22 protein-coding genes are annotated in these 20,205 nt (G+C 67.3%); 10 read left to right on the top strand and 12 right to left on the bottom strand.

The window, feature by feature from the left end; all coding sequences use genetic code 11:
• Positions 1-35: 35 nt before the first annotated feature.
• Complete coding sequence (locus MLP_RS09465) at positions 36-1,403, bottom strand: APC family permease (protein ID WP_013862840.1); 1,368 nt, start codon at positions 1,401-1,403, stop codon at positions 36-38.
• Positions 1,404-1,643: 240 nt separating this feature from the next.
• The gene (locus tag MLP_RS09460) at positions 1,644-2,246 is read right to left on the bottom strand and encodes a TetR/AcrR family transcriptional regulator (protein WP_013862839.1); all 603 of its coding nucleotides are present in this window, start codon (positions 2,244-2,246) and stop codon (positions 1,644-1,646) included.
• A gap of 79 nt (positions 2,247-2,325) precedes the next feature.
• Here MLP_RS09460 and MLP_RS09455 point away from each other — a divergent pair, with 79 nt between their 5' ends.
• Complete coding sequence (locus tag MLP_RS09455; RefSeq protein ID WP_013862838.1) at positions 2,326-4,011, top strand: amidohydrolase; 1,686 nt, start codon at positions 2,326-2,328, stop codon at positions 4,009-4,011.
• Positions 4,012-4,337: 326 nt separating this feature from the next.
• A complete protein-coding gene (locus MLP_RS09450; protein ID WP_013862837.1) occupies positions 4,338-4,979 on the top strand; it encodes a TIGR03085 family metal-binding protein in 642 nt (213 codons plus the stop codon).
• 202 nt (positions 4,980-5,181) lie between these two features.
• On the opposite strand, the gene MLP_RS09445 is transcribed toward MLP_RS09450, so the two are convergent.
• Positions 5,182-6,348, bottom strand: a complete 1,167-nt coding sequence (locus MLP_RS09445; RefSeq protein WP_231851442.1) for a PucR family transcriptional regulator — start codon at positions 6,346-6,348, stop codon at positions 5,182-5,184.
• A 159-nt stretch (positions 6,349-6,507) separates the two neighbouring features.
• On the opposite strand from MLP_RS09445, the gene MLP_RS09440 reads away from it, so the two are divergent.
• On the top strand, positions 6,508-7,635 hold the full coding sequence (locus MLP_RS09440) for a ferredoxin reductase (protein ID WP_013862835.1): 1,128 nt from the start codon (positions 6,508-6,510) through the stop codon (positions 7,633-7,635).
• A gap of 51 nt (positions 7,636-7,686) precedes the next feature.
• Complete coding sequence (locus MLP_RS09435) at positions 7,687-8,847, top strand: fatty acid desaturase family protein (RefSeq protein ID WP_013862834.1); 1,161 nt, start codon at positions 7,687-7,689, stop codon at positions 8,845-8,847.
• Between the two features lie 311 nt (positions 8,848-9,158).
• On the opposite strand, the gene MLP_RS09430 is transcribed toward MLP_RS09435, so the two are convergent.
• Genes MLP_RS09430 through MLP_RS09420 form a run of 3 tightly spaced genes read right to left on the bottom strand, consistent with a single transcriptional unit; the run spans position 9,159 to position 10,665 of the window.
• Positions 9,159-9,584, bottom strand: a complete 426-nt coding sequence (locus MLP_RS09430) for a PPOX class F420-dependent oxidoreductase (RefSeq protein ID WP_013862833.1) — start codon at positions 9,582-9,584, stop codon at positions 9,159-9,161.
• Between the two features lie 41 nt (positions 9,585-9,625).
• Positions 9,626-10,192: a GNAT family N-acetyltransferase gene (locus MLP_RS26245; protein ID WP_013862832.1), complete on the bottom strand. Its 567-nt coding sequence runs from the start codon at positions 10,190-10,192 to the stop codon at positions 9,626-9,628.
• A complete protein-coding gene (locus MLP_RS09420) occupies positions 10,189-10,665 on the bottom strand; it encodes a MarR family winged helix-turn-helix transcriptional regulator (protein ID WP_013862831.1) in 477 nt (158 codons plus the stop codon). The genes MLP_RS26245 and MLP_RS09420 overlap by 4 nt, the downstream gene beginning before the upstream one ends.
• A 28-nt stretch (positions 10,666-10,693) precedes the next feature.
• Between MLP_RS09420 and MLP_RS09415 the strand changes: the two genes are divergently transcribed.
• From MLP_RS09415 to MLP_RS09400, 4 genes are all read left to right on the top strand, one after another.
• Positions 10,694-11,182, top strand: coding sequence for a cupin domain-containing protein (locus MLP_RS09415; protein ID WP_041789923.1), 489 nt, complete (start codon positions 10,694-10,696; stop codon positions 11,180-11,182).
• A gap of 204 nt (positions 11,183-11,386) precedes the next feature.
• Positions 11,387-12,262 carry an AfsR/SARP family transcriptional regulator gene (locus tag MLP_RS09410; protein ID WP_197536530.1) on the top strand — a complete coding sequence of 292 codons (876 nt, stop codon included), beginning with the start codon at positions 11,387-11,389 and terminating at the stop codon, positions 12,260-12,262.
• Positions 12,263-12,410: 148 nt separating this feature from the next.
• Positions 12,411-12,617 carry a hypothetical protein gene (locus MLP_RS09405; protein ID WP_156821100.1) on the top strand — a complete coding sequence of 69 codons (207 nt, stop codon included), beginning with the start codon at positions 12,411-12,413 and terminating at the stop codon, positions 12,615-12,617.
• Positions 12,618-12,741: 124 nt separating this feature from the next.
• On the top strand, positions 12,742-14,472 hold the full coding sequence (locus tag MLP_RS09400; RefSeq protein WP_013862827.1) for a glycoside hydrolase family 13 protein: 1,731 nt from the start codon (positions 12,742-12,744) through the stop codon (positions 14,470-14,472).
• Between the two features lie 84 nt (positions 14,473-14,556).
• Here MLP_RS09400 and MLP_RS09395 read toward each other — a convergent pair whose 3' ends face one another.
• The 3 genes from MLP_RS09395 to MLP_RS09385 all read right to left on the bottom strand — a co-directional run bounded on the left by MLP_RS09395 (position 14,557) and on the right by MLP_RS09385 (position 15,973).
• A complete protein-coding gene (locus MLP_RS09395; protein ID WP_013862826.1) occupies positions 14,557-15,210 on the bottom strand; it encodes a class I SAM-dependent methyltransferase in 654 nt (217 codons plus the stop codon).
• Between the two features lie 51 nt (positions 15,211-15,261).
• Positions 15,262-15,624 carry a VOC family protein gene (locus MLP_RS09390; RefSeq protein WP_013862825.1) on the bottom strand — a complete coding sequence of 121 codons (363 nt, stop codon included), beginning with the start codon at positions 15,622-15,624 and terminating at the stop codon, positions 15,262-15,264.
• Between the two features lie 160 nt (positions 15,625-15,784).
• Entirely contained in the window at positions 15,785-15,973 is a 189-nt protein-coding gene (locus tag MLP_RS09385) for a hypothetical protein (RefSeq protein ID WP_013862824.1), read from the bottom strand.
• 397 nt (positions 15,974-16,370) lie between these two features.
• Between MLP_RS09385 and MLP_RS09380 the strand changes: the two genes are divergently transcribed.
• Positions 16,371-16,748 (top strand): YciI family protein, encoded by a 378-nt coding sequence (locus MLP_RS09380; protein WP_013862823.1) that lies wholly within the window; start codon positions 16,371-16,373, stop codon positions 16,746-16,748.
• Between the two features lie 46 nt (positions 16,749-16,794).
• Positions 16,795-18,084, top strand: a complete 1,290-nt coding sequence (locus tag MLP_RS09375) for an RNA polymerase sigma factor (protein WP_013862822.1) — start codon at positions 16,795-16,797, stop codon at positions 18,082-18,084.
• A gap of 38 nt (positions 18,085-18,122) precedes the next feature.
• On the opposite strand, the gene MLP_RS09370 is transcribed toward MLP_RS09375, so the two are convergent.
• The 3 genes from MLP_RS09370 to MLP_RS09360 all read right to left on the bottom strand — a co-directional run bounded on the left by MLP_RS09370 (position 18,123) and on the right by MLP_RS09360 (position 20,153).
• Positions 18,123-18,332: a helix-turn-helix domain-containing protein gene (locus MLP_RS09370; protein WP_013862821.1), complete on the bottom strand. Its 210-nt coding sequence runs from the start codon at positions 18,330-18,332 to the stop codon at positions 18,123-18,125.
• On the bottom strand, positions 18,332-18,829 hold the full coding sequence (locus MLP_RS09365; RefSeq protein WP_013862820.1) for a DUF2975 domain-containing protein: 498 nt from the start codon (positions 18,827-18,829) through the stop codon (positions 18,332-18,334). The genes MLP_RS09370 and MLP_RS09365 overlap by 1 nt, the downstream gene beginning before the upstream one ends.
• 190 nt (positions 18,830-19,019) lie before the next feature.
• Entirely contained in the window at positions 19,020-20,153 is a 1,134-nt protein-coding gene (locus MLP_RS09360; RefSeq protein ID WP_013862819.1) for a helix-turn-helix transcriptional regulator, read from the bottom strand.
• Positions 20,154-20,205: the final 52 nt, after the last annotated feature.

Here is a 20,205-nt window from a genome sequence, read left to right as displayed (position 1 = left end):
GGACAGGTGTGAGCCAGACCGCCCAGCCGTCCGGCTCACTCGTCAGCAGCACGCAGGTCGATCTGCGGCAGCGGCTTGCGGAAACCACGAGTCATCACGAGCAGGGCAATCAGACCGATCACCACCCAGCTCACGCCGACCAGCTTCGACTGACCGTCCAGGCTCAGCAGCAGGGCGAGGTTCACCAGCGCTCCGAGACTGGGGAGGATGATGCCGAGCAGTAGCGCCTTGGCGCCGCGGACCTCGCCGGTGCGAACGTGGTGGACGACGACCGAGACGCAGACCGAGGTGAACGCCACGAACGCTCCGAAGTTGATCAGGGAGGCCGCCTCGCTGAGGTCGAGAAACACCGCGACCAGTGCAACCGCACCGACCACCAGCACGGCCAGGGCCGGCGTGCCCTTGCCATTGACGAAGCCGAAGACCCGCTTGGGCAGCACGCCGTCACGACCCATGGCGTAGAGCAGCCGGGCCGCACTCAGCTGCTGGGTCAGTCCGCAGCCGAGCACGGCGCACATGTAGCAGACCAGGAAGAAGGTCTGGAACCCAGCACCACCGACGTACAGCGCGATCTCCGGGGACGCAGCCACGATGCTGCCGAGGGCACTCACGTCGGGGAACAGCAGTTGCATCGCGGTGGTGATCGCCAGGAAGAAGGCGCCGGCACTGATCACGATGATCAGGATGGCCCGTGGGATGTCCCGCTTGGGATGCCGGGCCTCCTCGGCCAAGGTGGTGACGGCGTCGAAGCCGAGGAACGACAGAGCGAGGATCGAGGCGCCGGCGAGCAGCGGGCCCGCTCCCCCGTCCTCGAGCACGAACGGCGTCAGCGTGACCGATGCGCCGTTCTGGCTGGTGACAATCCCGCGGATCAAGAAGAACAGGAAGGCAAGGGAGGCCACCACCTGGGCGCCGACCAGGACCAGGTTCGCGTTGGCGGCGAGCCGTACGCCGACCAGGTTCGTCACCGTGGTGAGCACAACCGTCGTGGCGATCCACACCCAGGCCGGCACGTCGGGGAGGGGCACCGACATGTAGATGCTGGACAGCAGCGCGTTGATCATCGGCAGGAACAGGTAGTCCAGGGTCGCCGCCCAGCCGACGAGGAAGCCCACCGCCGGGTGGATCGTCTCCCGGGAGTAGGTGTAGGCCGAGCCGGCGAAGGGCAGCACCCGCACCATCTGTGAGTACGCGAGCGCGGTCAACACGACGGCGACCAGGATCGTCAGGTACGCGAGCGGGACGTGCCCACCGGTCGCCTCGGAGACGATCCCGAACGTGTCGAACACGGCGAGCGGCGCCATGAACGCCAAACCCATGAAGACCAGGTGGCGAAGGCTCAGGGCACGCCGCAGGTGGTGGCTCTCGAGATCTGCCGTCCGGGCAGGGGTGGGTGCAGTCATGACGGATCCTTCGTCACCGTGGTGGGGATCCCGAGCGGGTCGGCGCCGTTGCGTTTACCGATGAAGTCGCGTGTGCCGATCGACCTACTGGGAGCGGGGATGGTCACCATCGGCGACCACGGGGCAATTCTTTGACATCAACGTCAAAGAAGTCAAGTGTTTCGCCGAGCGAACCTCAACCGACTGCTCGGATCGGTTCCGGCCGGTCGAACCGGTCAGCCGGAACTCGACTCGACCGGCTCAGCCTCGAGCCGGACAGCCGAGGCCCGCAGCCGCCGCCCGCATGGCCCGCCGAGCAGTAGCCACGTCGATGTGCGCGTTGCCGGCCACGATGTGCAGCCCGTACGCGTCCTCGAGCGCGACCAGGGTCATCGCCAGATCACCCGGATCGATCACAGGCGCAAAGGCGCCATCCACCACTCCCCTGTCGATCACTCCGCGATAGGTGGCGAGCTGCCGGACGTACATGCGTTGCACCAATTCGTCGTGCAGCGTCGAGTGCCCGGCCAGCACGTCGAACTCGTACAGCAGTCGGAGCAGCGCGTCGTCCGGACCGGTCGGCAGCCCGGTGTCGATGGCTATCGCCAGTTGTTCACCGGGCGAGATCCCGACCTGCAGCAGCCGGTCCCGGTCGTCACAGAACCGCTGAATGCCAGCTCGATGCGTCTCGACCAGCAGGTCATCGAGATCGTCGAAGTAGTAGAGGATCGCCCCGCGCGTCAGGCCAGCTTCCTTCGCCACGTCCGTCAGGCTCAGCTGAACCAGCCCGCGATCGACCACGGCTGTCTGCGCCGCCTCGATGAGAGCTTGCTTGCGTTCCAGTTGACGATTCGGTCGAGCCACAGACTTGACTCTACCGATCCGCGTCCGTCACTCTTGAAGAGTTGTTTGACGTAAACGTTAAAAAACTCAGGAGACCGTCGTGCAGCTCGACCTGCTTCTCACCGGTGGCCCGGTGCGTACCCGTGATCCGCTCGATGCGCCCGGTGCGTTTGCCGAGGCCCTTGGGGTCAAGGACGGGCGGATCGCCTATCTCGGCACCGCCGCCGACGCACCCCGAGCCGCTCGGGTCGTGGAGCTGGAGGGCCGGCTGGTCACCCCGGGCGTGATCGACAGCCACAACCACCTGTTACTGGGATTCGACCCGGACGCCGTCAGCCTCGAGGGGGCTGAGGATCTCGGCACGGTACGTACGCGAATCGCCGATCTGGCCGCGCGCCGACCAGACCTGAGCTGGATCTGCGCCGAGAACGCGGTCTATTCCGTGGTCACCGGTCGCCGGCCGAACGCCGATGATCTGGCCGGGCTGACCGATCGGCCGATCTTCATCACCACCTACGACCAGCACTCGGTCTGGCTCAACGAGGTCGCGCTGCGGGCGCTCGGCATCAGCGGCGGCGGCGACATCGCCTGGGGCAATCCCGAGCGGGACGCCAACGGGGAGCCCACCGGTTGGGTCACCGACTTCTACACCAGCGCGATGACCACCCGCGGTCTGGCCGAGCTGCAGCGCGACATCCCGCTCTACAGCCCGGAGCGCCGGGCTCGCCGGTTGCGGCAGAGCCTGGACATGGCTGCGTCGGTGGGCATCACCACCGCGGTCGAGCCCCAGGTCCCACTCGCGGAGTTGCACCTCCTGGAGGCATTGCGCGACGAGGAGGGACCGCGCTCCCGGGTCATTGCCGCGCTGTTCCACCCGATCGACTCCGACGACGCGTTCCGGCGCGACCTGAAGGCGGCCATCCGAGACACCCGCCAGGATGCGCGGCTGCGACTGGGTCCGGTGAAGCTGTACGCCGACGACGTGATCGAGCCGCACACCGCCTGGATGCTGGACGACTACGCCAACCGGCCAGGTCATCGGGGTCAGCCGAGCGCTCGGGTCGGCGCGTTGGCCACGGCCATCGCCGAGCTCGATCGACTCGGGTTGCAGACCCATACGCATGCGACTGGCGACGGTGGCATCCGGCTGGCCCTGGACGCGATCGAGCACGCCGCCGTCGTCAACGGGACTCGGGATCGCCGGCACGGCATCGTGCACGTGGAGTGCCTGCATCCGGACGACCTGCCGCGGTTCGCCGCGCTGGGAGTGGTCGCGGCCATGCAGCCGCGGCATGCGTCACCGGACCTGGTCGCCGGCACCTGGATGGACAACATCGGTGAGTCCAGGTGGGACCGGGCCTGGCGGTTGCGCTCCCTGATGGAGTCCGGTGCGCACGTCGCGCTGTCGAGCGACTGGCAGGTGGGCGAGATGGATCCACTGGTCGGCATGTATGTGGCTCTCACCCGGGCTCGGCTGTCCGGTGCCGACGCCTGGACGCCGGGCGAGCGGCTCTCCCTCGATCAGGCCATTACCGGCTACACCCGTGAGGGCGCTTGGGCCTGGCACGCCGAGGACCGACTGGGCTCACTGCAGGTCGGCGCGGATGCCGACCTGGTGGTCTGGTCCGACGACCTGTACGCCCATGCGAACGAGCCCGCGGGCCTGCTCGAGCAGCGAGCCGATCTGACGTTCGTGGGCGGCGAGGTCATCTTCGACGCCGATGCCGCCGGCGCGACGGAGCCGGATCGGGCGCCCGCCGGAGACTGCAGCGGCCACCAGCACTGACGGCCCGCTAGACTCCCTCAGGTTCCTCATTGTCGCCGTCCCGTCGCGAGCGGCCGTGAGCGTAGCGCGGCTCTGTCTGGACTGAGGAGCCGAGCAGACACGTTCTTCGTCTGCGAGCGACGAGGGAAGACAGAGACCTGAGCGCGGAGCGAACAGCGAGTTGACGACCCCGTCGCGAGCGGCCGTGAGCGTAGCGCGGCTCTGTCTGGACTGAGGAGCCGAGCAGACACGTTCTTCGTCTGCGAGCGACGAGGGAAGACAGAGACCTGAGCGCGGAGTGAACAGCGAGTGACGACAACACAGCCCCGGCAACCAGAGGCGGACCGATGACCCTGATCTCCGACGAGCGGCAGGCACTGGCCGAGACGCTGCGAGTCACCGATCCGCACGCCCCGACCCTGTGCGCCGGCTGGGATGTCCAACGCCTGCTCGCGCATCTTGTCGTACGTGAGTCGGAGCCCATCACGGTCCTCAAGGACGTCCTGGCGCGCCAGCCACCCGGCGCCGAGCCCGGGCTCAGCCGACTCGTCGACGCGGCATCGACGCCGGCGGGATACCAGGCACTGGTCGACCGCTTGGCCGCCGGGCCCGCCCGCTGGTCGCCCAGGAACCTGGTGGATCAGCAGTTCAACCTGGTCGAATACATCATTCATCACGAAGACATCCGCCGCGCCGGGCCAGGCTCCATCGAGCCGCGAGCACTGTCTGCCGACGTCCAAGACGCCGCGTGGAAGTCACTCGGACTCCTCGCCCGGCTCGGCCTCCGGAAGTGCCCCGTAGGCGTCACGCTGATAACGCCGACCGGTGCTGCCCAGGTCGCCAAGAAGGGCAGCACGGGGGTGACACTGACCGGCGACCCGGTCGAGCTGGCCTTGTACCTGAGTGGCCGCCGGGACCATGCCCGCGTACGACTCACCGGTCCTGACGCGCCGCTGGAACAGTTCGCCACCTGGATAGCAACCGCCTGAGCGCAGCCTCACAGCGAGCGACGACCCCGTCGTGAGCGGCCGTGAGGCGGAGCGAGGGCTCCGTCTGGACCGACGAGGGAGCAAAGACACGTTCTTCGTCTTGCGAGCGACGAGGGAAGACGGAACCAATCGGCGCGCAGCGGAGCAGCGAGTCATTGTGCACCTGGCGGTGCGCCCGTTCCGGGCTGGGGCCATTTTCGGACTAGTGACGACAACACAGCGGAAGCGCGAGAATCAGCTCCCGGACGAACCGGGGATCGTGCAGTCGCTCCCCGTAGGCGTCACGCAGTTGGCCCATCCGATAGCGCACGGTCTGCGGATGGATGTGCAACTCGGCGGCGACCTGCTCCCGCCGGCCCTGGTGCAGCAGCCAGCTCAGCAGGGTTTCGGCCAGACGTTCCCTGGTCGACTCGGGCAGAGCCGACAGCGGGCGCAGCACCTGGACGCGTAGATCGATCAGAGCTTCAGGGTCAGCGCCGACCACCAGGTCAGCCAAGTGATCCTCGCTGTCCGTTGGCTGCTCACCGCGCGGCGGTGTGGCCAGCTCGAGCGTACGAGTCGCTCGGCGATATGACGATCGGGCCTGCATCCAGGGTCGCGATGGACCGACGACGGCCTTACGTCCCACCAGCAGCCGCAGCAGGTGACGCCGGTCCGCGGCTGTGGCATCGGGGACCAGGAGCAGAGTCAGGGACCGATCGGGATCCCAACCCTCACTGCCAGGAAGGTCCTCGGCGAACTGCAGCGTCTCCGTCCCGAGCAGAGCCACGACGCCATGGGCCTGGGCGCTCGGCAACAGGACAGCGGTCAGTCCCACCGACGGCGACCAGCCGGCCCGCTCTGCGGCTGCGGTCAGCACCTCCGGCGACGCCCCTGCCAACAGGCGCTGCACCAGCCGATCGCGATAGCGCTGGCGAACCAGCCCGCTGGTGGTCAACTCGTCGTTGTGACCGGCCACGCTGGCGGCGGAGAGACCGTCGATATAGGCGAACAGCAACTCGGCGAACTCGGCCATCATGGTGGCCGACAGCCCAGCCCCGGCGGCGACGCGGCCCAGTTCCCGCCAGCTCACACGCGACCCGACCCGATACGCCGCCAGCAGACCGTCCATCGATCGACCGCCGCGGGCCTCTCCCCGACCCAGGGCGTAGGCGCCCTCGATCGTCGGGCCCATCGGCGTACTGGGGTCGACATCGTGACCGCGTCCGGCCAACTTGAGAAAGCCGGCCAAGGCCATCCGCACAGCACCGGTGATGGTGTCCCGCATCAGTCCGTCGCGAGCGCCTCGGTAGTCGGGCACCTCGGCGACGACGGCGTTCACCGTGTGCGTCGCGACCTGAGGCAGCCCGTCGCGAAGGATCTGCAGCACCTCCGGATCCAAGCGGAAGGCACGACCAAGATCGGACAGGTGCGGACCAGAATCTGCAACCACGGTTTCCCCCGCACTATCTCTTCCGAACAATAGGTTCGCCAGGTTTCACGCTTGGCGGCCATGAGTCTAGCCACGAAAGTCAGTCAGACTAGGGCGGTGACTAGCCTGGCAGGTACGACGCGCACCCGCACCACCCTGCGTCACCGGCTGGTACGGCTGGCCGAGCGGGCGACGACGCCGCTGCTCCCGGCGGACTATCTGGATCTCTTCGATCCGCTGCGACCCGGCGCGGATCTGCGCGGCCGGATCGTGTCGGTCCAGCCCGAGACCGCCGACGCGGCCACCATCGTCATCCGACCAGGCGCCGACTGGGCCGGTCACGTACCCGGTCAGTACGTCCGGATCGGCGTCGACGTCAACGGCGTGCGGCAGTGGCGGGCGTACTCACTGACCCATGGACCGCGCCGCGACGGCCGGATCAGCGTGACCGTGAAGGCTGTGCCCGACGGCTTGGTCAGCACCCACCTGGTCCGTCGCGCACGCGTCGGCACCCTGATCCACCTGGAGCAGGCGGCCGGGGATTTCGTGCTGCCGACCGAGGGCGGTCGCTTCCTGTTCGTCACCGCGGGTTCCGGCATCACCCCGGTGATCGGCATGCTTCGCAACCTGTTCCCGGTCACCGACAGCGGCGTCGTCCGGCTGGCTCGCTCGACCCGGTACGACATCGTGGTGGTGCACGTCGCTCCTCGCGAGCCGGATTCCATCTTCGCTGCTCACCTGCGCGAGCTCGATGCCGTCGGAGCGATCCGGCTGGTCGCCCACTTCACCGACGAACACGGCTCGTTCGACGTCGACGCGCTGGGGCAACTGGTCCCCGATCTGACCGAGCGACAGACGCTCGCCTGCGGCCCGGCCGGGTTGCTCGACGACCTGCAGACGCATCACGGTCAGCGAGGGCTGGACCTGCAGACCGAGCAGTTCCGCGCCGCCCGGGTGGCGATCGGCGACGGTGGCGCGATCACGTTCGCGGGTTCCGGAGCCAAGGTAAGCGCCGACGGAGGCACGCCCATCCTCGACGCGGCTGAGGAGGCCGGGGTGCTGATGCCGTCCGGCTGCCGGATGGGCATCTGCTTCGGCTGCGTACTGCCGCTGCGCTCGGGTTCAGTCCGCGACCTACGCAATGGCGCGATCACCACCGCGACGCCAGGCGAGACCGCCGGCCGCGGCGTCCTGGTGCAGACCTGCATCTCGGCGGCCGCCGGGCCTTGCGAGCTCGATCACTGAGCGCGCCATCTACTGCCCGATCATCATCGACACGACTGAGGAAAACCGCACGTGACCGTTCTGCAGAAGAAGCCCGACAATCCCATCGCCCACCTGACGGCCACCGACATCGAGCAGATCGGTATCGAGCTCGACGCCATCCGGCAGTCGGTGATCGACACCCGCGGCGAGTCCGATGCGAACTACATCCGTACGGTGATCAACGCCCAGCGCAAGCTCGAGCTGGGCAGTCGGGCGGTGCTGCTCGCGTCGTTCTTCCCGCCGGCCTGGATCCTGGGCACCGCCGGCCTCGCCGTCGCCAAGATCATCGAGAACATGGAGATCGGCCACAACGTCCTGCACGGCCAGTGGGACTGGATGCGGGACCCGAAGATCCACTCCACCACCTGGGAGTGGGACCACGCCTCGCCCGCCGAGCAATGGAAGCACGCGCACAACGAACTGCACCACACGTACACGAATGTGGTCGGCAAGGACAACGACCTCGGCTACGGCATCATGCGCGTCGACGAGGACCAGCGATGGGTCCCGCTCTACCTGGCCCAACCGCTGTGGAACTTCCTGAACGCCTGCGTCTTCGAGTATGGCATCGCCGCGTACGACCTGGAGTTGGGTCGCAACCTGAGGTCGAAGAAGCGGCGGCAGAGCCCCGAGTTCAAGGCCCGGGCGAAGCAGGTGCTGCACAAGATCCGCAAGCAGATGACCAAGGACTACCTGATCCACCCGGCACTGTCCGGACCTTCCTTCCTGAGCACCCTGGGTGCCAACGCGACCGCCAATCTGATCCGCAATCTGTGGTCCCACTCGGTGATCATGTGCGGCCATTTCCCGGAAGGTGTAGAGACCTTCGAACGCCGCTCGATCGAGGGCGAGACCCGCGGTGAGTGGTACCTGCGCCAGATGCTCGGCTCGGCCAACATCTCCGGCAGCAAGGCCATGCACTTCATGACCGGCAATCTGTCCCACCAGATCGAGCACCACCTGTTCCCCGACCTGCCGAGCAACCGGTACGCCGAGATCGCACCTCAGGTGCGGGCGCTGTTCGACCGCTATGGGTTGACCTACACCACGGGCTCGCTCCCCCGCCAGGTCGCCTCCGCCTGGAAGAAGGTCATCCGGCTCTCGCTGCCCAACGACTTCGGCCGCAAGCGGCGTGCTGAGGTGCGCCCGATGCCGGCTTCTCACCCGACACCGACTGCAGCCGCCGCCTGAGGATCGGCGCCAAGTCAGCAGCTGATTCGCCCGGCGCCCTAGGATCGGTCGGGTTCGAGTGATATCTCAGTCCCGACCGAGGTGATTCACGACGCGTCGTCGGCGTGGCGCACCCGGTCGGGTGCCGAATCTGTCAGGACCTCCGGCGGGATCGCCACCGGGCCAAACATGACCGCCAGCCAGGCGCAGGCCGCGCACGTTTCGCGCCACCGGGCCAAAGGTGACCAAATCAGGATTGGTACGTGGCGGCGGCGCGTCCGAGCGCCCCGAGCGGGCGGTATCTCCTGCTGCGGACCTGATCCATGCCCGGGTCAGAGGATGGTTCCGTAGAGATGGGTCACCGTGAGGGTCAACACCAGCCGCCGATCGGCGACCATCGCCCGGCGGTAGTCGTCCCAATCAGGATGCTCGCCGACAACCGTGCGGTACAGATCGATCAACGCCTCCACCGTCGAGTCGTCGGGAGCAGCGGCCACCGGAGTCAACGCCACGTCGCCATCCGCGACCGCGTAGGAGCGGCCCTCGCGGCTGGTCACATACATGCTGGCACGCGGATCCCGGCGCAAATTCCTGGTCTTGGCCCGACCGTCGGTGACCGACACCCGGAAGACCCGGGTCTGCGGATCGAACGCATAGCGCACATTGGAGATCTGCGGCCGGCCGTCCCGCTTGAGCGTGGCCAAGGCACCGGTGCCCACCCTGCCGAACAAAGCCACCAGCGTCGCGTCATCCACCATGACCTGCAGGCTACTCGGAGTCGGCAGGCAGCCGCCTCCGGTCAATCGATCGCCACCAGCGGGTAGGCGTACCAGGCGTAGTCGAGAGGTTGGCCGATGTTCCACTGCTGCTGCAGCGCGGTATCGACCTGCCGGTAGCCGGCATTGGCGTAGCAGCGGCGCGCGGCGGCATTGTCCGGTCGGACCCGGAGGTAGACATCGGGATAGTGGGATTGCGCGCGGCGCGCGAGCTCTCGGGCGAGGTACGCGCCGATCCCGCGACCACGCATCGTCGGGTCGACGATGAGGCGGGCGACCTCGACCTCGGCTTCGCCATCGTCGACCCACAGCTCGCCGTAACCCACCAGCCGCCCGTCCCCTTCGCTCATCGCGTCCGAGCACCGGAGGTCCCGCAATGCGACGACATCGTGCAGCGTGAAGGGAGTAACGCCCGGATCGGCCGCACGGGCAAGAACATCGTCGGCGGGGACCGGCCCGCCACCCGTGATTCCCCACATGACCGCGTCCTCGGCGGGCACGGCCCAGGAGCCCACGAGGTGGGCGATCTCTCGTCGAAACGCGCCGTGTCGACAGCACAGCACCGGCCCGCGGGGGTCCTGGCCGGTCACGGCAGCCGGCCATCTGCAGCATCGAACTCTGCCTGGATGGCATCGAGATCCGCGCGAAGCTGCTGTAGCCGCTCCTCGCCGATCGTGCCGACCACACGACGTTCGATCTCGGGCGCCAGCGCCTGGGCGGCCCGAATCACCTGCAGCCCTCGATCCGTCGGCAGCACGAGCTTGGCCCGGCCATCCGCTGGGTCGGGTATCCGTACGACGTACGCGTTCTTCTCCAGGTGCATGACCAGCTCTGCCATGGCCTGCTTGGTCATCTGGGCACGCTGAGCCAACACACTGACCGTCGCCCCGGTGTCGTCCAGGTATTGGAAGACGGCGGCATGCGCGGGACGCAGCTCGGTGAACCCCAGCCCGACGAGGTGCGGGATCACGAGATCGTTCAGCGCCGTGAAGGCCCCGCGCAGCGCGACCGCCAGATTGCGAGGACGGTCATGGCCGTCGAGTTGCGGAATACTCGTTGACATGGGCAGGCATCCTGTCTATCTTGAATCTATGGACATGCTACCTGTCGAAATAACCACCGCGACCGAGACACTCCGAGTGGGCTCCGAACTGGCCACCGTGCTCGCCACCACCGAAGAGACGAACGGAGATCTCTTCGCCGTCGAACTGCAGATGCCGCCAGGCGGTGGGCCGCCCGTCATGCACCGCCACGCACCGAGCGAGATCTACCGGGTCCTGTCCGGAGAGTTCGCCTTCTACATCACCGGCCCTGACGGCACCACCACCCGCCGCGTCGCAGGCGCGGGCGAGACGGTCACCCTGGCCGGAGACACCCCACACACCGTCCGCAACGAATCGACCGAGGATGCGGTGGCCTTCCAGGTTCACGCACCCGGCGGACCGATGGAGGGATTCATCCGCAGCGCCGCAGAGCTGGCCGCCGACCACCCGCCGACGATCGAGGAGGTCCTCGACATCGCCGAACGCAACGGCATCGAGCTGCTGGGCCCAGTGCCCGATGTTCACCCCTCCTGGTGACGGCCGACCACCTCGCCGACCAGATGGACGAAGCCGCCGAGGCCCAGGGCTGTATCACAAGCCGGGGCCACTGCTCATCGGGGTGATTGGGTTTCGGTTCCTGGCGCCACGACCCGGTGTCGGGGACGAGGTCTGGTCACTGCCGGGCGTTCGAGGATCCGCGTTCGGCGCCTGGGATTTGTGTCGGCTCGTGAGGACGTCGCTGTGTCGAAGCTGCAACTTGACCTCTGTCTGCTCGGTGCACCGACCCTGTCGTCCTCGGCCGGTCAGCTCCCTGTCTCGCCCAGCGCACTGACGCTGTGCGCCTACCTCGCCTTGGCCCCGGGCTATGAGCGCTCGCGCGAGGTCGCCGCCGCGCACTTGTATGCGGACAGCCCGGTGCCCGCCGCCCGCCGTCGCCTCAGCACGGCGATCTGGCGGCTGCGGACCGAGGTCCGCGATATCGCCGGCGTCGATCTGGTCACCACCGCGGCCCGCAACCGGGTCGGACTCAGCTCTGCCGTCCAGGTGAGTGTCGACGCGACCACCTTCGAACAGTTGGTCAGCTCCGCCTTGCAGCGACCACCAGCCGACCTCACCCGCGCCGACGCCAACCAGTTGGCGTCCGCCGTGGATCTGCACCGCGGCTGTCTGATCGAAGCCTGCGACGACGAGTGGGTGCTCGCCGACCGGAACAGGCTGGAGAATCTCTACCTCTCAGCGCTGGACCATCTCATCGTCTTCCACGGCGCCCAGGGAAGCCCGTCCGCGGTCAGCCGCTTCGGCGAGCTCGCACTGGCCCTCGAACCGTTGCGCGAGGACATCCACCGGCACCTGATGACGGCGTACGCGATCAACGGCCGGGACGACCTCGTCGAGCGACAGTTCGAGCGCTGCCGCCGGACCCTCCTCGAAGAGCTCGGCGCCGATCCGATGCCGGAGACCATCGCGCTCTACAGTCGGCTTCGTTGCCCGGACCGGACGGCTGCCGCTCCCCCGCTGGCAGCCCTGGTCGCCGACCTCGAACGAGCCCGCCGCGACGTCGGACGTCTCGCGGCGATCGTCGAGCGAGCGCTGGACCACCTGCGTCACCTGGCGTGATCCACCGTCTGGAGCTGAATCCCTCCAGATCGACCGAGCTTCCTCGATCCCACGGTGACAAGGCGGTGAGACCGGCGCCGCCTACTGGGACCGTCTCGTGACACCCGCCGCGCACAGTGGCGCTATCCGACGAGAGGCGCGAGTGGTGGTGACGGAATGGCGATACCGGTTCCTGCTCGACGTGTGGGCCGAGCAACGCGCCGTCGGCGACCTTCCCGCCGTGGTCCGAGCACGGGTTCGTGACCTGTCCGGCGACGAGATCAGCTACGTCGGTTCCTTCGCCGAGGTAGAAGCGATCGTCGAGGCCCGGCTGGACGAGGCAGGCATCCGGCCGCGGCGCTGGGAGCGATCGTAATCGGTCCGTGCCCGGCCCGCTTCGTTCTCCAGCCCGCTTCGTTCTCCAAACGTGGCTCGTCGCCGTTACCCTGCTGGCCACCGTCGATCGTGCACGCCCAGCAGATTCCTGATTGGAGCCATTGATGACAGATCACCTCCTCGGTGAGGAAGCACGCGTCCTGCGCCCGGACGGCTGGTGGCGGTCCGCCGTCGTCTACCAGATCTATCCCCGTTCCTTCCAGGACTCCGACGGCGACGGGATCGGCGACATCCCGGGCATCACGAGTCGTCTCGACTACCTGGCGGAGTTGGGCGTGGATGTCATCTGGCTCTCTCCCGTGTATCGGTCACCACAGTGCGACAACGGGTACGACATCAGCGACTACCGCGACGTCGATCCCCTGTTCGGAACGCTGGCAGACCTCGAGACGCTCATCGCGGCGGCCCACGAGCGCGGCATCCGACTCGTGATGGATCTGGTGGTCAACCACACCTCCGACGAGCACCCGTGGTTCATCGAGTCGCGCGACCCCGCCTCCCCGAAGCGAGACTGGTACTTCTGGCGCCCGGCTCGGCCCGGCGCCGAACCCGGTGCCGCCGGATCCGAGCCCAACGACCGACCGGCCGCGTTCGCCCCCTCGGCGTGGACGTACGACCCGGTCAGCGGCGAGTACTACCTCGGCATCTTCAGCCCGGGACAGCCCGACCTCAACTGGGAGAACCCCGAGGTGCGGCAGGCCGTGTACGCGATGATGCGCTGGTGGGTGGACCGCGGCGTCGACGGATTCCGGATGGACGTCATCAACCTGATCTCCAAGCCCATCGGGTTCACGACCGACGCCCTCGACCCGTCCGGGGTGGAGCCCACCTACGAGGGTGGCAGCGGTCCTCGACTCGATGAGTTCCTCGCCGAGATGAACCGCGAGGTCAGACTCGACGACCTGAACCTCCTCACCGTGGGCGAGATGCCCGGTTCCACCGTGGAGACCGCGATCCGGGCGACGGATCCGGGACGGCACGAGCTGAACATGGTCTTCACCTTCGAGCACGTCATGCTGGACCGGGTCCCCGGCGGCCAGCGGTGGGACCTTGTCGACCTCCCGCTGCCCGTGCTGAAGAACAACCTCGCCCACTGGCAGCTGGGACTCGCCGACGTGGGCTGGAACTCGCTCTACTTCGACAACCACGACCAGGCCCGTGCCGTGTCGCGCTTCGGAGACGACAGCCCGGAACACCGGGTCGCGTCGGCAAAGACGCTCGCGACGGTCCTGCACCTGCACAAGGGAACGCCGTACGTCTACCAAGGCGAGGAACTGGGGATGACCAACGCCCCCTTCACCACGATCGAGCAATACCGCGACATCAGTGCCCTCAACGTGTACGCAGCGGCAACCGCCGGCGGAGTCCCGACCGAGCGCGTGATGCACTTCCTCGAGACCCGCAGCAGGGACCACGCCCGTACGCCCATGCAATGGGACGCCACCGATGCGGCGGGCTTCACCACCGCTACGCCGTGGATCGAGGTGAACCCGAACTACCCGACGATCAACGCTGCGGCAGCGTCGGAGGATGCCGACTCCGTGTTCGCGCACTTCCAGAAGCTGATCGCCCTCCGCCACGACAACGCCGTGGTCCGCGAAGGCCGGTTCGAGCTGCTCCTACCTGAGCACGACCGGCTCTGGGCATTCACCCGCACCCTGGACGACGAGCGCCTCCTCGTCCTGGCCAACTGCTCCTCGCGACCCGCGGACCTGCCGCTCGAAGATCTGCCGGACCACGTCGATGCGGAGCTGCTGCTCGGTACGCATCTGAATGGACGGCCGGACTCACTTGCGCCCTGGGAGTCCCGGATCCTCCGGCTCGATCAGAGCTGAATCGATGGTCGTTCCCGAGCGCCACGGCGAACGTCTTTCTGCGAGCAGATCAGCGTAGATCGCCGCGTCGATACCCGGCCTGGGTCACACCGATCGACAGTAGGCGAACAGCTGCACCTCGGGCGGCGCTCCCTCACTGGCGGGCTCGTACGCATAGTCCCGGATCTCGCCGACTCGCAGCCCGTGACCCTCCAGGACCGTCGCAAGGTGCTCACGAAGATAGCCGGAGACCCGCAGGGTGCTGCCCAGGAACGGAATCGACACATCGTCGAGATCGGCTTCGACCATGGCCACCGCTACCGGCGCATCGGCCGGCAACAACCCGCGGATCCGGTCGAGGGCCGGTCCGATCTCCGACCGCGGCAACATCAGCAAGGAGAAGAACGCGACCGCCGCATCGAACCTGCCGAACCGGTCATCCAGGTCCATCACGTCGAGCCGGTGGAAGTCAGCCGTCGCCACGTTTCGTCGGGCCCGGCCGAGCATGCTTTCCGAGATATCGATTCCCGTCACCGCCAGACCAGCCGCCGCCAACTGCCTGTCTGTCGGCAGTCCGGTCCCGCAGCCGACATCGAGCACCCTGTCGCCAGGCGCCAACTGATCGATCAACCAGCCGGTGGCCGCCACCTGACCGTCCTTGTGAGGAAACGCCTCGTCGTAGCGATCACCGATCTGATCGAAGGCGCCTGCCTGTACCTGCTGCCGTGCCTCCCGGCCCGGACTCTCAGCATCGCTCACCTACCCCAGGATGCCTCATCGACATGTCAGCCGAGGAGCAGATGCCGCCCGTCACGCGTTCGCGACGACGTTCACCACGTTGCCATCGGGGTCACGAAAGAAGAACCGGCGCACGCCCCACGCCTCATCGGTCAGCGGATGCACGATCTCCAGGTCCTCTGCTCGGACCCGTACGTACAGCTCGTCAACCTCGGCCGGTGCCGCAACCCCGATGCTGATGACCGGATTGCACGGTGCCGTGGCGTCGACAGTCATGGTCTGAAGCTGCACGCGGCCCTCGTCTCCTGCCAGTCCGAGATTGCCGACCCAGCCGAGATCCATCGCGATCTCCAAGCCGAACAATCGGGCATAGAGGGCATTCGCGCGCGCGACATCCGACACCACCAGATCCGGAACGATCCGAGTTACGGGCATCTCCCGATCCTATGCGTCACCAGATCACAAGAACCTGATGGGGCACGCGGCTGACGGCGGTCGCTGCTTCAGGTGATATATCAACCCCGACCGACGCGAATCCGCCGTATTGTCGGCGTGTCGCACCCGGTCGGGGAGCGAATCTGTCGCGATCGGTCGCTCACCCATCCTGCTCAGGCGCCAGCTCGAACATCCTGGCCATCAGGGCTGCTGGCCCTTGGAGTCGCTCGATCCGGATCAGCCGTTGATACTCGGGTGCGAACTCCTCGAGCGCCTCCAGCGCCTCGGCTGTCAGAGTGCGCGAGATGCCGCCGCGCTGATGGGCGTACAGAATGTAGACACGCAACAACTCCGGCAGCCTGGTCAGGTGGCTCGCGTACCGGTCGCCGCCGCGGCACTGCTTGCTTCATCGACCTCGTCCGGACTTCTGCTGACCGCTGATGCCGACCTCGCGATCAACACGTGCAACCTCGGGCTGGGCCCCGCAGATCGGCAGCGTACTGCGAGCGGCGGGATTCACCTCTGGTTCCGCCCGCGCAGCCGCAATCCCCTCACGAGAAGTAGCTACCGGGCCCGCTCGCGTCAAGATTTGGAACCACAAGGTACTTCTCAACGACCCCTCCGTCGTCGAGCACCTGCAGCCCAAAGTTTCTACCAGTGCCATGTCGAAACGGTGGTTCGCTGTTCGACGTAGGGCCAAGAACGGCCACCGGCAAGCGGGGCCGAGCCAGACAAGGAGTGAGGACATGCCGCGTTTCATGGGATTCGTACGGATGGAAGAGGGCATCGGCATGCCGCCGCAGGCACTGTTCGACGCCATGGACAGCTACATCGGAGAGCAGGCCGCGAAGGGCCACTTCCTGGATGGCGGTGGACTCTTCGGCACTGAGGACGCGGTCAACTTCGTGGTCCGCAAGGGGGAGACCACCCGCGTCGACGGCCCGTACGCGGAGGCCAAGGAAGTTGTCGGCGGCTGGGCGCTCATGCAGTACGACACGCTCGAAGAAGCCATCGCCAACCAGCAGGAGTTTGCCGATCTGCACGCAAAGTATTGGCCCGAGGTCTCCATGGTCGCGACCCTTCGGCAGATCTCGGAGGAGCCACCTGCTGCTGCCGAGGGCTGAGCCACTGTCCGTCCCGGCCCACCCGGTGGTCTCGTAGGCTGACCGGGTGCCAAGCAGCGCCAGGCCGGCGACCGACAGCGCAACAGCCGACGCGATCATCGAGGCGTGGCGGGCCGAATCGGCCCGCCTGGTCGGCGCGTTGGCCCGGATGACCCGGGATCTGGAGTTGGCCGAGGATCTGGCCCAGGACGCGCTCGTTGCTGCCCTGGAGCAGTGGCCTGAATCGGGCATTCCCGACAAGCCGGCCGCCTGGCTGATGACGACCGCCAAGCGGCGCGGGATCGACGAGTTCCGGCGGGCCGAAACCCGCCGCCGCAAGACCGCTGAGTTGGGTCACGGCTGGGAGGAGAGATCCATGCCTGATCTGGAATCCCAGGTCGACTACATCGAAGATGACGTGTTGCGGCTGATCTTCTTGTCCTGTCACCCGGCACTGACACCGGAATCCCGGGCCGCGCTCACGCTGCGACTGGTCGGCGGCCTGACCACGGCCGAAATCGCCCGCGCGTTCTTGGCTTCGGAGTCGGCGATGGGTCAGCGAATCTCGCGAGCCAAGAAGACTCTGGCGGAGTCCGGCGCCGACTTCGAGTTGCCGACCGGCAAGGAACGGACCGCTCGACTGGATGACGTGATGGCGGTCATCTACCTGATCTTCAACGAGGGCTACACCGCTACCGCCGGAGCTGACTGGCTGCGGCCGGAGCTGACGACCGAGGCGCTGCGGTTGGCCAGCATGCTGGCCCAGCTGATGCCCGACGAGCCCGAGGCACAAGGGCTGTTGTCGCTGGTCACGTTTCAAGCCTCACGCAATCAGGCGCGGCTCGATCAAGCCGGCCGGCCGATCTTGTTGGAGGATCAAGACCGTTCCCGATGGGATGAACTGCTGATCCGGCGCGGCCTGGACAGCTTGGGGCGCGCGGAAACGCTCGCCGCCCAGGGACGGCCAGTTGGTCGCTACTACCTGCAGGCGGCAATTGCTTCTCGACATGCCCAGGCACGTACGGCGGCCGAGACCGATTGGCGGTCGATCGCCAAGCTCTATGACGTGCTGGCCGAGGCGGCGCCCGGTCCAGTGGTGGAGGTAAACCGGGCCGTTGCCTACGGCCGAGCGTTCGGCCCGGAAGCCGGGCTGGCTGTCTTGGCCGAGTTGCCGGCCGGCGCGTTGGCCGGTTCACATCTGTTGCCAAGTGTTCGAGGTGACCTGCTCGCCCGTGCCGGTCGGCATCTCGAGGCGGCGGTCGAGTTCCGGTCGGCCGCCGCGCTGACCAGGAACGCTGGTGAACAGGCCGTGCTACTGCAAAGTGCCATCGCATCGGATCAAGCAGGTGGCCGGTAGCCGCTGCTCACCCACACCTGGACGCTGTCCCCCGCGCATCAGTCCTCCTCGACATACTCCAGCAGGTCGCCGGGCTGGCACTCCAGCACCCGACACATCGCCTCCAGGGTCGAGAACCGCACCGCCTTGGCGCGCCCGTTCTTCAGCACCGCGACGTTGGCGGGGGTGAGGCCGATCTGCTCCGCGAAATCGCCGACGCTGAGCTTCCGCTTCGCGAGCTCGACGTCGATCCTGACGACGATGGACATCAGATGACCTCGTCCATCTCGGCGCGCAGCGTGGTCGCGCGGCGCAGCAACTCCCGTAGGACGAGCATCAGACCCAGGACGGCGGTCGCGACCAGTCCGAGGACCAGACCGATGACGAGCGCGCCGGGAGCATCGTCGCCCTCCGCCACCAGATAGAAGTACGGTCCCAGGCAGGCCAGGAGCGCCCAGCCGACGTACATCGCCCGGACGATGCCGTTGACCCAGCGAGCGCTGGCGCCGGAGAAGATCTCGTCGACCTCGACCAGGGTGAGCAGCTTCCAGGTGCAGACGGTGATCACCTGCAGGCAGGCCATACCGCCTATGAAGATGATGACGAGAGGCGTGATGAAAACGGCCTCCCGCCAGCCCGGGTGGTGCTGCAGATCGTTCCAGGCGATGCCGGGCACACCGACCATCTGGATCAGGGTGAAGCCGGCGAAGGCGAGCACCAGGGCGACCCGGATGACGGGGACGAGCCAGCGAGGACGTAGATTCATGACATCGATGATCGCGCGAAATCTATCGAAATTCAATAGGTTGTTCAGTTCGGCTGCTGGGTCCCGGCGTCCCCGCCCGTCGGATGACATCGAGCCTTCGGCTGCCGCGCGGTCGTCTTGTGGAGTTCTTGGAGGCGTTCGCCTCGGCGGTAGGATCAGGGGCCGTACTCGCATTGGGGAGTAGACGCGTTCAGAAGAAGGCGTGGCTGGCCACGCCCGGGGCGTGGATGGTCGGCCCGTAGTGGTCGGCGAACAGTTTGGCGACGAGCTCACCGCGGGTGCTGACCCCGACCTTTGCGAAGACCGCTTTGAGGTGGTCCCGGACGGTCAAGGGTGAGAGGTGGCGGACCGCGGCGATCTCTGCGTTGGACAGGCCGCGCGCGACCGCCTTGGTGATGTCTTGTTCTCGGGGAGTGAGGCCGTACGCCTCGATGATAATCGGGGCGATCTCGGACGACCGTGCGGGGCCGATCGTCACCGCGATCGGGCCTGCCGATCCGTCCAGACCGTGGAGTGAGGAGGCGTGCACGACGACCCATCGCCCGGACCGGGCTCGGATGCGGGAGACCGCCGGAGAGCCTTCCCGGCTGGCGGCAACCATGGGTGCACGGGTCACCGCCGCGAAGATCATGCTCAGCTCCGGAGTGGCCCTGCGCAACTCTGTGGTGGTGCCACCCCACTCCCGTCCGACCAGTTCGCCGAGCCAGCGGTACGCCGCCGCATCCAGGGAGAGCATCCGGCCCTCGGAGTCGTAGAGCAGCGTCCCTACCGCGCTGTCCTCGGCCGCGTCGTCGGCCTGGCGGGCGGCGAGCCGCCGGAGTCCGTCGGCGATCCCGGAGCCCAACTCGCTCAGGACTCGGGTGTCTTGGTCGGTGAACTCCGGCCTCTTCTGCCGGCGGAGCAGCCCGACCACACCCCAGGTGCTCGATCCGGTACGGAAGACGGCGCGCAGCTCGTCGCCATATCCCTGTGGACGGAGGAACTCGCGGGCTCGGGCGCTCCGTTCAGGTGTCCCGGCTGTCTCCTGATAGAGGGTGCCGACGCCCGACTGGCTGCGCGCGAGGTCCCGGAAGAGCAGCACGTCCTCCACCTGGTGCTCGCGCTCCCAGAACGTGTCGCAGTGACCTTCTTCGATGTTCTCCACTCCCACGGGAAGGGTGGCCAGAACGGTCGAAGGATCCGTCGCGAACCAGGTGGCACCGTCGAACGGGACAACCCGGCGCAGCCGGCTCGAAACCTGCTCGAAGAGCTCCCCTCCGTTGGCCGCGCGCAGCGCGGCCTCCCGGACGGCATTGAGCCCGAACTCGACGGTTCTCGAGATCATTCCGTCCAGTGTGCCACTCGGGCCCCTGTTCCCAACCCTTCAGATGTAGGGG

It is taken from the genome of Microlunatus phosphovorus NM-1 (genome assembly GCF_000270245.1).
GTDB classification, from domain to species: Bacteria; Actinomycetota; Actinomycetes; order Propionibacteriales; family Propionibacteriaceae; genus Microlunatus; species Microlunatus phosphovorus.
The sequence above is the reverse complement of the archived record's forward strand: the minus strand, read 5'-3'. Positions and strand labels throughout refer to the sequence as shown.

What these genes read in the sequence shown, in the direction of transcription:
- MLP_RS09415 (WP_041789923.1), top strand. Translation starts at nt 10,694, where the DNA reads ATGGACATGCTACCTGTCGAAATAACCACCGCGACCGAGACACTCCGA.
- MLP_RS09465 (WP_013862840.1), bottom strand. Translation starts at nt 1,403, where the DNA reads ATGACTGCACCCACCCCTGCCCGGACGGCAGATCTCGAGAGCCACCAC.
- MLP_RS09430 (WP_013862833.1), bottom strand. Translation starts at nt 9,584, where the DNA reads ATGGTGGATGACGCGACGCTGGTGGCTTTGTTCGGCAGGGTGGGCACC.
- MLP_RS09400 (WP_013862827.1), top strand. Translation starts at nt 12,742, where the DNA reads ATGACAGATCACCTCCTCGGTGAGGAAGCACGCGTCCTGCGCCCGGAC.
- MLP_RS09420 (WP_013862831.1), bottom strand. Translation starts at nt 10,665, where the DNA reads ATGTCAACGAGTATTCCGCAACTCGACGGCCATGACCGTCCTCGCAAT.
- MLP_RS09365 (WP_013862820.1), bottom strand. Translation starts at nt 18,829, where the DNA reads ATGAATCTACGTCCTCGCTGGCTCGTCCCCGTCATCCGGGTCGCCCTG.
- MLP_RS09450 (WP_013862837.1), top strand. Translation starts at nt 4,338, where the DNA reads ATGACCCTGATCTCCGACGAGCGGCAGGCACTGGCCGAGACGCTGCGA.
- MLP_RS09380 (WP_013862823.1), top strand. Translation starts at nt 16,371, where the DNA reads ATGCCGCGTTTCATGGGATTCGTACGGATGGAAGAGGGCATCGGCATG.
- MLP_RS09370 (WP_013862821.1), bottom strand. Translation starts at nt 18,332, where the DNA reads ATGTCCATCGTCGTCAGGATCGACGTCGAGCTCGCGAAGCGGAAGCTC.
- MLP_RS09360 (WP_013862819.1), bottom strand. Translation starts at nt 20,153, where the DNA reads ATGATCTCGAGAACCGTCGAGTTCGGGCTCAATGCCGTCCGGGAGGCC.
- MLP_RS09390 (WP_013862825.1), bottom strand. Translation starts at nt 15,624, where the DNA reads ATGCCCGTAACTCGGATCGTTCCGGATCTGGTGGTGTCGGATGTCGCG.